The organism is Nostoc flagelliforme FACHB-838 (genome assembly GCF_014698065.1).
Lineage (GTDB): Bacteria > Cyanobacteriota > Cyanobacteriia > Cyanobacteriales > Nostocaceae > Nostoc > Nostoc flagelliforme_B.
Genome location: NZ_JACJSI010000194.1, coordinates 1 through 11,332, shown reverse-complemented (window position 1 = coordinate 11,332; position 11,332 = coordinate 1). Strand labels below are relative to the sequence as shown.

At 38.8% G+C, this 11,332-nt stretch carries 6 protein-coding genes; 3 read left to right on the top strand and 3 right to left on the bottom strand.

Annotated features, from left to right (window positions below; all coding sequences use genetic code 11):
- A partial coding sequence (locus tag H6G97_RS36755; RefSeq protein ID WP_190945619.1) for a CHAT domain-containing protein occupies positions 1 to 1,491 on the top strand: 1,491 nt, incomplete at its 5' end.
- On the opposite strand, the gene H6G97_RS36750 is transcribed toward H6G97_RS36755, so the two are convergent.
- Genes H6G97_RS36750 through H6G97_RS36740 form a run of 3 tightly spaced genes read right to left on the bottom strand, consistent with a single transcriptional unit; the run spans position 1,452 to position 5,781 of the window.
- Positions 1,452 to 2,456: a hypothetical protein gene (locus tag H6G97_RS36750; protein WP_338421921.1), complete on the bottom strand. Its 1,005-nt coding sequence runs from the start codon at positions 2,454 to 2,456 to the stop codon at positions 1,452 to 1,454. The two genes, H6G97_RS36755 and H6G97_RS36750, sit on opposite strands and share 40 nt — an antisense overlap.
- 44 nt (positions 2,457 to 2,500) lie before the next feature.
- On the bottom strand, positions 2,501 to 4,357 hold the full coding sequence (locus H6G97_RS36745) for a protein kinase domain-containing protein (RefSeq protein ID WP_190945617.1): 1,857 nt from the start codon (positions 4,355 to 4,357) through the stop codon (positions 2,501 to 2,503).
- A 2-nt stretch (positions 4,358 to 4,359) separates the two neighbouring features.
- Positions 4,360 to 5,781: a helix-turn-helix domain-containing protein gene (locus tag H6G97_RS36740; RefSeq protein WP_190945615.1), complete on the bottom strand. Its 1,422-nt coding sequence runs from the start codon at positions 5,779 to 5,781 to the stop codon at positions 4,360 to 4,362.
- A gap of 1,143 nt (positions 5,782 to 6,924) precedes the next feature.
- On the opposite strand from H6G97_RS36740, the gene H6G97_RS36735 reads away from it, so the two are divergent.
- Both H6G97_RS36735 and H6G97_RS36725 read left to right on the top strand, forming a co-directional pair.
- Entirely contained in the window at positions 6,925 to 8,334 is a 1,410-nt protein-coding gene (locus H6G97_RS36735; protein ID WP_190945613.1) for a hypothetical protein, read from the top strand.
- 299 nt (positions 8,335 to 8,633) lie between these two features.
- The coding region (locus tag H6G97_RS36725) for a plasmid replication protein, CyRepA1 family (RefSeq protein WP_338421922.1) at positions 8,634 to 11,332 on the top strand (2,699 nt) is incomplete at its 3' end.

Sequence of the window (11,332 nt, the reverse complement as noted above, 5' to 3'; positions counted from 1 at the left end):
ATGGCTGAAACTATTAATAGTATCCGATGGTTATCCTATAGTTTTGGTACTTTAGGTAAATTATCAACTCAAACAGAACAAAAAAAGGCATATTTTCAGAAGGCTTTAGGATTCGCTCAATCAATTCGGGCTTCGGATATCGCCTACCAATGGCAGCAGCAGTTAGGACTAATTTACCAAAAACAGGGAGAAACTGAGTTAGCGATTCAGAACTATAATGCTGCGATCGCAAACATGACTCAAGTTCGTGATAGTTTTTTGTCAAGTAACCGAGATTTACAGTTCTCATTGCAGGAGGAAATGGAACCGGCATATCGTAATTATATGCGATTACTCTTAGCATCTCCTAGTCCTGATCTAAAAAAAATAATACAAATAAATGAAGGACTGCAAATAGCACGTTTAGAAAACTTTCTTCGATGTGGCAAGCTTGACCTTATTGCTCTAAACCAGCTTCAAAATCTCAAGAACGTTCCATCTGTAATTAATATTATTGACCTAGAAGATACTATAGAGATAATTGTTCAGTCTCCAGATGGCTCACTTTACCATCATTCTGTTGACTCTAAGTTAGTCAATTTTCAGGTGAATCAGCTTTTAGAAGCGTTACAAAGTGAAAAATTTATTAATATCAATGAGAGTGCTATTACTCATTATTCTCAAAAAATTTATGAATATTTAATTACACCGATAAAAAAATATATACCCTCATCAGGGACGTTAGTATTCAATTTAGATAAATCTTTTCAAAGCTTACCAATGGGATTATTATATGACGGAAAAGATTATCTAATAGAGCATTATAGTATTGCAGAAACTATAGGTTCTAGGGTAAGGCAACCTAGAATCTTGCATGAAAATCAGATGATAGCTTTGATAGCTGGACTATCAAAAGTTAGCCCCAGCTATATAGATAAAAATGCACCCAAAAACATGGGAAGTTTGCTCCCATCTAAACAAGAAGTAGAAAATGTTGAAAAACAAACTAAATCCTCAGTAGCCTTGTTAGACGATAAATTTACCTTTAAAAGGTTCAAAGAAGAACTGACTCAAAATGATTTTCCTATTGTACATATTACTACTCACGGTCAATTCAGCTCTGATCCACTCAAAACAGTACTGGTAGCCTATGACAAACTAATTAATATTAGAGACTTTGACAGTTTAATCAGAGATAAAACTGAAAATAGTCAAGATGCAATTGAGTTACTTGTTCTCAGTGCCTGCGAAACTGCAAAAGGCAACAAGCAGTCAGTGATGGGCATTGCAGGGATAGCTGCCCAGGCAGGTGCGCGTAGTACTATCGCTACTTTGTGGCGCGTGGATGCCAATTCTACCGCTTTGCTTATGCAAGAATTTTATAAAGGGTTGAATAATGGCTTACCTAAAGCAGAGGCACTACGTCAGGCACAATTGAGTTTACTGTCAAATCCCCAATATCAAAAATTTTACTACTGGGCCCCGTTCCTCCTGGTGGGAAGTTGGTTGTAGAATTCCACCATCTTCAAACCTTCTTGCGCTTTTTGTAACTCTTTTGAATTATTACTACTTTTCGCTACCTCAAAAGCCCTGATGTATTGGCGTTTAGCTTCGTTTGTCAACCAAGCCCTCAGATAGCGATCGCCCAGTACTCTGTAAAGACTTGGATTTCGGCTAGGAGTTGCAGTTTCCGTGTGTGACTTCAGCATCTCAATTGTTTCATTTAAAAGATTTTCTGACGCATAGATTGCGTCTATATCAAGAACAGTCTCTTCTGGTGGTAGTCCTAATTCTTTAATGCGTTTAATATTTTGTGCAATTTCTTCTTGTGAAGCTATAGACAATAGGTTAACAGGCGTTGAGTCATAGCTAAAAGCATTACCATCTTTGTAAGCAAAGACATATATTGTATATATGCCCTCCGGTTGAAACTCCTTTTCATCACTTGGGTAGGCAAGCCGAGCTTGATTTACAATTTTTTCCCATCTAAACTCGTAACTTTCTACTTTGACTTTGTAAGAAGTAGCACCCTTAACAGGAGTCCAAGTTATTTCCGGGCGAGGATTCAATGTTGAAGTACTGTAAGGAGAAATAATTGTCGGCTCATCGCTTTCTTCTGTGCCTCCTTTGGGACGGAAGCATCCTACGACATTGTTAGGGTTGCAATTAGCATTAATAGTTTCAATCTTGGGGCATTTGTCTGAAACAATACCACTAGATAATTTTAAAATTTTCCCAGAACTGTAACAAAGAAAGTCAATAGTACCACCGTTTAAAACTTCTATGCTTTCTTTTTCACAAATCAAGCTTTTAGTGCCAAAGCGTTTCTCGCCTCTGCCCATTATCCTGCCAATTGCCTCACAGCGAACTTGGCTTCTTTTAACTCTTATTAGTGGTACACTTGCGACCAATGGTATATCTTTTAGTATTAAGAAAGGCAAGCAGAAAAATGCCCAATATTTTGTACTTAATTTCACAAAAAAAAATTCTATTTTTAGTATTATTTACTTTTATTAGCTTATCATTTTTTCAGTATACGATCTAGTAATTGCTGTCTCCAAATAGTAACGTCTGAATCTGTAGAATTAGCAAGTAAACAGAATTCTATAGAAATTCTGGCATCATCGATTTTACCTAATGTTTCTTGTGCTTTAGCTAATAGGCAATAAGCATCTATTCTTTGATTATCTAAACTCAGTGCTTTCTGTAAATATTTTTCAGCATCACTTATTTTATTTTGTTCTAAGCTTGCCCAGCCCAAATTTTTATATAATGCGGCTTGTATTAATGGGTCGTTACTTTTTTTTAATCCTGACCGAGCTAAAGAAATTGCTAGATTGTAGTTACCCATTTTAATCTGAAGTCTGGACAAGTTATTAATAGCTATCAGCGCTGAACTATTACTTTTAATAGCTATACTATATTCTTTTTCTGCTAATTTATAATCTCCTTGCCCATCATAAAAACGTCCTAGATTATAATGCACTGTCCAATCATTTGGGGTTAATTTAAGCAACTTTTGATAAACATATTCTACACATTTATTATCTGATAATTGCTGACAGTTTATTCCTAAGAGGTTGTAGGCATCTATATTTTGATTGTTATATTTTATAGAAAGCTCATAATCCTTTTTAGCCGCGCTAAGATTACCTATTAGCATGAGATTAGAAGCTTTGTTCAAATAATACTTAGATATAGCCAGTTTAGTTGAAGGATTAGTTTGGATTGCCCAAACAAAAAAAGTTTCTGCGCTTTGATAATCATTCCTTGCTACTGATTCCTCTCCTTGAGCAACTAAATAATTAGCTACACTAGGTGCAGATAACTTGCCTATTACAAAAATTATTAATGCACTTGCTACAAATCTTCCAATCTTAAAAACTTTAGACTTGAGAAAATGATGAACTTTACTTTCCCAAGGAAGCTTTTGTATTCGTTCAGTTATTATTTCTGTAGTTTGTGGTCGAAACCCTGGAAAAGGATGTATCATTTCATCGATTAAATCTGCTACAGGCTTATCAATCTGCGGTGCTTTATCTCTCCAGATTAGCTTTCCTGTCCTATCTTCTGTTGGTAACTGCAACATTGCTACGCCAGTAACCAAATTGACGATAGTTCGTCCCAACGCATAGAAGTCAGATTGCGGTAACGCTCGACCATCCATTTGTTCAGGTGCAGAGAACCCAATCGAACAAACTGCTGTTACCTCATATCCACTTCCTCCTCCTCCTGTTATGCTATCTTTTCCGCTAGACCCCACTTTCGCTAAGTAAGTTCTAGTAATTTTCCTTACAGTACCAAAGTCAACAAGTGCAAGATTACCAGTTGGTTGATAAATAATATTTGTTGGTTTAATATCTCTATGGAAATATCCTATCTTGTGTACATGATCAAGAATGTCCAGCAATTGCAACATCCATTCTAGTGCTACATTTTGAGAAATTTTGCCATTCTTTTCTAACCACTGTTGTAAATTTTCTCCTTCCATCTTCTCCATTACTAAGCAATGCAATTCTAGGCGTGGTTCCTTTGGTAGTGTAAAAGTAAAGTAATCACTACTAGCAGCTTGAGGAATTCCCGGATGAGATAAGTTGATTAATGCTTGTACTTCTCGTCGCACTAGCTCAACGTATTTAGGTTCATTCCATTTTAATACTTTCATCACTCTTATTCGAGGTTTTGTTCCCCATTTTGGCTCAATATCTTCAACCTCGAAAACATCTGTATAGCCTTCTATGTCTTTTTCTAAAGGTCGCAATGGTCGCAGCAGACGAATACGTTCATTTATTAGCAAGGGGGTTCCACAAGCTAAACAATTTTCAATATCATCAGGGTTATGGCGCAGGTTACAAAGGTGATTTATGCAGTAAACCACTTTTACTCCTGATTGTAATTATTTGATTTTGGACGATTAGAAGTTTTATACACTAACCCTAATGGATCAACTAAAATATATTTTCTAATAACTGGTTGTAAACTGTAACTTATTTCTTGCTTTATTGTTTTTTTATTAACCTCAATCAACGAGCGCTGCTCTAAAACTTCTAGTGCTATTATTACCTCAGAAGTTGATACATCTATATTTTTTTTAATATACTCAAGAAGTTTAGGGAATGAAATCGAAGTGATCTCTTCTGATGTTTCCTCTGCTAAATAAATCATTATATTTTTTTGAATATCATTTAAAAGTCCAGCTTGCCTAAATTGCTGATTTAGCATTGATTGAAGTTGTTGACCCATTAAGGTAGTTTTATATTCAAAGAACTTTTCTACATCACCTCCCCAAAAACGATTAATTCGTTCAGCAACTACCTCCAATTCTGAAGGATTTCCCCGATAAGTTTCAACTAGTTTTTTACAAGATTCCCCATACAAACCTTTATCATGCAGCATAGACATTCCTGCATTTTCATCTAACCCTTGTATTTTAATAGATGAAATTAAAAGAGTTGTGTTTACCTCAATAATTTCCTCTAAAGGCAGTTGACTTGTCACGATTGTATAGCTTTTATCTTGCTCGTCCGCAAGTTGAAATAGGAATTTCCCATACTCAACTCTCTTTTCAAAATTCTCTGCTTGTACTAACCCTTCAAGTCCGTCTAATACAAGCAAATGAGGACGTGATTGTAAAGTCTTTAATAAAAAAGTAATTTTTCTTTGTAGAGACTCATCATTTATTTTTAATCTTAAAACCTTAATTAATCCGTTAACTAATTCTTCAAGGGACGAACAAGCCTCAATTCTTTTCCAAACTACACATTCATATATATCGCAATTATCGGTCAATACTTCTTCTATTAACTTTGATACTAATGAACTTTTGCCAACTCCTCCAACTCCAATTAAAGCTATACTGGTTTCTTTAGAAGAAGCAATCCTCTGTTTTAAATATTTTATTTCCTTTTCTCGTCCATGAAAATATTTTGTTTTTGGTAATTCTCCATAAATTAAAGTCTTACCTACTAAGCGTTCATTTTCACCTTCAGAAAATTCTAACTTTTCTACATAATCATTTTTTGCTAATTTAAACAAAATATTTTTTAAATATATTTTTTTTACTTTCACTCCATTACCAATAACTTGTGAAAGCATATTCCATAACGGCGGTGCTACTTTCTGTTGTAAATAGTAGGAATTGTAGCCCCCATCGCTTGCCATCTCCTTATAATCCTTGCCATCCCAAGATCCCTTGATTACAACTATTTCAGCTTCTGATAAACGCCTTCCTACACTTTTAAGCACTTGCTCTTCTAATATCTCTAATATAGTATTTATGTCTAAATTGCTACTTGTAATCATACTTGGTAATAGTTGTTATGGCATACATAGTGAGCAGAAACAATACATTCGTTGTATACTGCAAACTGCTAATAGATGAACTTTCACTTAATTGCCTGGAAGCTTTACTCCATAAGACTTTTAACGATTATTGAAAAATTAAGTTCCAAACGTTTTTAGTATAAGTTAGAATTCAGCTTAAGAATTCTTACAGTTAGCAGATAGGATGACTATGGGGTTTAAAGACACGAATAAACCCGTGGAGAAAAATAAAAGTGTAGCATTGTGTTGGATTTGTACTGATTTTTCCTAATAAACCTACTCTGTACTCTTCTTATACTGTATTTTATTTTCGCTCACGTACAAGCTTCCAATATCTACTTTATCTACATTCTTCATATTTATTATCAAAAATCGGCTTTTCAATAAACTCTTAAAGTTATATGCTTTAAATGTTACTTTGCAGAGGTAGCACTATTGCATCATTAAAAACATTGTTACAGTTAAAAGTGAGCTTCAAAGTGGTAAATAATTAGCCAGGGTCGTCAGTAACCTCACTTATTAGGTTTCACGCTCTTGCTAAAATATCTCAATTAAAGAAATTAAGCTAATTGAAAGGAGGCATGGAGATGAAGGTACAAGAGTACGACAACTTAACGCACAAAGCGCCACTAAGGAGTAGCGCTTTGTGCGAGTTTCAAATTTCATAGAAATCCAGAGCGGGGTTGATCTCAAAGGAACAAAACGAGTGGCATTTATAGTTTGGCGACTGTGATTCCACTAAGTTTGTCTGAGAGTATAGTCCGCGCTGCCAGATCCATTATAGGATCTGCCGCTTGGAAAGTCCATTCCTTGCGGTGTGTTTTGGCTGTCAAAATTCATAAATTTCTATAAAGTTAAGTTTGATTAAGAAATATCCCGAATTTCGTAGCAAAAAGCAGTAGCAGCACGAATAACAGTTACCAGTTATCAGTTGGAATTTAGAGTCCTTGATAACTGTTGACTGATAACTCATACAACCCCCTAGCAAAGCTTGTCAACCAAGTTATTAGGGAAAAATATCGTGAAAAATGACTTATGCCCAATACACCTTGGTGTCGGGATTAAGGTGATATCAAAATTTTTTTCAAACCCCTCTCCTTGTGCTAATGACGGGAGAGAAATATGCTGACACTAGATAGAGAAGAAACCAAATCAGCACTTGATTACGATGATCTTAATAGCAGTATCAAAGACACCTTCGCTGCCATAGACCAATTTGAGTTGCAAGCAGTAGAACAGATTCGCCTCATGCATCATGAGCGGATGTACAGAATCGCTGGATACAAAAACTTTGAACAATATTGCCAAGGCGAATTGCATATATATGGCGGCTATCGGCGTATAAATCAACTCTTGGGGGCATCAAAAGTTATTGTTGCAGCAGGGGAGTTGGGGTCACAGATTAAAAATGAGCGCCAAGCCCGTCCTCTTTTGAGGTTAGCCAAAGAACCTGAAAAACTTATTGCTGCGATAAAACTGGCTTTGTCATCAAACCCAAACCCTAGCGAATCAGATTTCGCAGTTGCCGCAAATACAATTGCTCCAATGCCAAGAGGAAAAAATAAATTCCATCAGGAACCATTGGTTCCGAAAAATGCCATCACAATTTCATCACCAGAACATCCCCGTTATAGGGAATCCGGAGTGATTTGTGCAGATGCACCGAATAATTCGCAGCAGATTGTCACCTTTAGCGATGGTGAAAGGCTGTTGGTAAACAACACTGATTTGGATGACGCAATTGTGTCCGAATCGACTGAGCGAACTTATCCCGCATTGTACTCCGAAGCGATTGCCGCACTTAAAGAGCAACATAAGCAAGAGTTAGAGCGACTGGAACAGGAATTGAGGATTGGACTACAAGCAGAGGTTAAGGCTAGAGCCGAAGCCCAAGTAAGTGAGCAAATCCAATCCTTGCAAAACCTGTACAGGCAACAGAAGGAGGAAAATATCCAGTTGCAGCAGCGCTTAGACGAGATGGAATCGCTACGGCAGTTGGAAACTGAGAACCAGCAGCTAAAAGAGCGCATTCGGGATTTGGAAAACGCTTTTGAGCCGCATCAATTACAAGACTGGGGGAATACCTATACCAAACAAGGGGCTAAAGCATTAAACAAGAAGGGAGAGCAACCACTGGAGAAGACAATTGATTTGCGAACTCTGGCAGCCGAACCGCCTAAAGAAAATGCGACTGAATGCCTGCGCCTCATGGGCATGGCACTGAAAAACTTAAGCGTTGCCATGAACAATACCCAAGCTCTTGAGGCTGCGGCGATAATTTTGGGTACTAGTCCCACACAGTCAGCCGTCGCAACAAGGACGGAGCAATTACAACTATTACCCCAGGCTATTAGGGAAATTAGGCAAGTACTTACACGTATTGAGTTTACATGGCTTGACTTTTGGGCTGTGGCTGAGAAATACGAGGTGATAAAACTTGACTACTGGGCTGAACTTACCACCCAGGAGACTGATTTAATCACACAAGCCCAAAAAAACAGTGAACAGTTAACAGTTAACAGTGATAACTGATAACTGATAAGCTAATCGTCATTCATTTTTCCAGACTGACTCGCTCGTGGTAAGCGGCTCTAGCCCTGGGTTTATGCAACTTAAATGCTCATTAGCTTAACTGATAATGCGGATACTTGATGGCTGATGACTGATGACTGATGACTGCGGCATAGGTGCTGCAAGTCGCTCACAAAGTCATGGAAAAATTTAGGAGAAAAGTGAATACAACAACTTATATTGCACTTAACGGTGGCAACAAAGAGTTCTTTGAGCCTAAAGCAGATTGCAAGGTATCAGTTGAGCAGAGGGAACACCCAATTGAATATCCAAACAATCTCACGGCTGCCCAATACCATGAGTTGTTAGCTGGTAGCGCCATTCATCCGGCGTTGATTAAGCGCAACTTCTTCCACATTGAAGGGGAAACAATCTACGACTACCTGTTTATCTCCAATAAAATCCCTCGCAAAAATGCAGGTCGAGTCACGGATGCATACATAAGGCAATATCAGCATCTATTACTGGGTGGGACGTGGATTCAATCACTTGACCCATTCAACAATTGGCAAGCAATGGAGTGGGGGCGGATTAAGCCCAACTTCCCGCGCTTTGATTGGCAAACAGGTAAACCAGTTAAATACGAGTCGCCACCTAAGACAGCCAACCGCGTTACTTATTTCGATGTTCCCAACTGTATTTTGAATCTAGTAGCACAGCGCTATAACGTTTCCGATATTCAAAGAGTGCTTTTTGCAAAACGTGGGAAAAAGCTAAGGCTTAAAAGTCGAAAGAACTCTGCTTTTGGCAATGGTACTCTCTTGCCTTCGCTCTTGCAACTAGGACAATACCAGGGAACGCTAACGCAAATCGCGGAGTATAGTTCTTTTTTAGAACTGTGCAGAAAAAGCATACTCAATCCCCTAATATTTTGGTCATGGGTAAAGCAGCACATAAAGTTAAACATCGACTCTCAGCAGAAAAATTTACAAATTACTTTCTGGGAGTGGGTAAAGCAACATCCAGAGATTCCAGTTATCTTATGCGAGGGTGAAAAGAAGGCCGCCTGCTTGCTATCTTTGGGGTTTGTAGCGATCGCACTTCCGGGAATTTGGAACGGGCGCGTGGGCAAACAAGATTTTGATGAACGGTTGCATCCTGACTTAGTACCAATGGCACAACCGGGACGCAAGTTCATTATATTATTTGATTACGAAACTAAAGCTAAAACCAGATGGTCAGTTTACCAGGCAACGGTACGGACTGCCAAAGCGATTGAGGCAGTAGGTTGTGAATGTGAAGTTGCGCTGTTGCCAGGGGCAGAAAAAGGTGTAGATGATTTCGTGGTAGCCAGGGGTCTTGATGCTAACGCTCTACTGACCGCAATCATCGATGATGCCAAATCACTTGCGGATTACCAGCGCTCATATCGGGTTAAGAAATGGGGACTTAGCAAATACAAACCAGATGTTACAGTCAATATTAAATATTTGACCCAAGCACTCTGCATTCCGGATCTGGAGGAAAAATGTTCATCTGTCCCGCCACTTTATGATATTGCAGAAGAAAAATTGTTTACCCCAAGTGTTAGCTCTACAAGTTGTGGAGAGGGAGAAGGAAAACAAGAGTTAATAATTTCTGACTGTCCTGACCACAAACCCAGTACCCAAAATCCCAAAAAGTCTTTCCGTTTTCCAGAAATTGGACTAGTCGTACTGTGGAGCGACATGGGTACTGGCAAAACTGAACTTATGCGCTGGTGGCGTGACCAAAATCCTGATGCCAGATTTCTCAACAATGGACATCGGGTTAACTTGTTGAAAAATCTTGCCGAACGCTTGCGGACGGCGATGTATTCCGACTTGGGTTACACAGGTTTAGCCCAGGCCCAAGCCCTTAGTATTACTATTGACAGCTTGCATAAGCTGAATACTCAGTCTCTCACTTACGGTTGCATATTTATAGATGAAGCTTGCCAATACCTCACCCACTTACTACACAGTAATACTTGCAAACAGCACCGTGCAGCAATACTTGAAGTACTGGAATATATAGTATACAATGCGCCACTGGTCGTCATCGCTGATGCACACATGGATGATTTAACGGTAAACTTCTTTCTTGCAATGCGACCAAAAGGTGAAGTTCCGTACATTATCAAAAACGAGTGGCGAAACGGTTCACGCACAATTTATTGGTACGAGGGGGATAATTCTAGCGCTCTAGTCGCCCAAATCTCGGCAGCGCTAATGCTTGGTGAGAAAGTCATGGTTGCCAGCGACAGTAAGCGTTTCATCAAAAAACTCGACAAATCCTTTACTATCAACTACGAAGAATCTAACTCCGAAAAATCACATACACCAAAAAAATACCGTATCTGGTCTGTTCACTCTGACAATTCTGGCAGTGATGAGAATGTCGCTTTCATCAAAGATATCACCAACGCCGTCAAAAACTTTGATGCCTTGTTCACCTCTCCCAGTCTTGGTACTGGTGTCGATATCTCCGAGTATCATTTTGATTTAGTGTTCGGTGTCTTTCACGGCGTTTCCCAAACTGCTACTGAATGCGCCCAACAGCTTTACCGTTATCGTCCAAAAGTCCCGTTTCATATTTGGGTGGCCCCGCGTCCTCCCTTTGGTTACAAGGATACAAACGCATCCAAGATTAAGGAGCGCTTGCTCCAAACCAATGAAATGACCGCTTTTCTGTTGCGGATTGACAGAGAAACAGGCAAACGCGGAGCCGAGAAAGATTGGGCGCTTGAGGCTTACTGCCAAATTCTTGGCAACCGCCACTATTCTCTCAATAATCTGCGCGATGATCTGCGATCGCTCCTCACCGAAATGGGCAATACATTTATATATGTGGGAAATGATTCAGATCCTCAGTCTCTCGAAAGTCTTAAAGCAGCAGCACAAGCTTTGGATAGTGCCCACAATTCGGCTGTTGCCAAGGCGAACAATATTACTTTGAGTGAGTACCGTGCCCGTCAGAGCAAAGATTACCTTGACCCTAA

Coding starts and splice junctions, on each gene's coding strand:
- H6G97_RS36735 (WP_190945613.1), top strand. CDS start 6,925: ATGCTGACACTAGATAGAGAAGAAACCAAATCAGCACTTGATTACGAT.
- H6G97_RS36740 (WP_190945615.1), bottom strand. CDS start 5,781: ATGATTACAAGTAGCAATTTAGACATAAATACTATATTAGAGATATTA.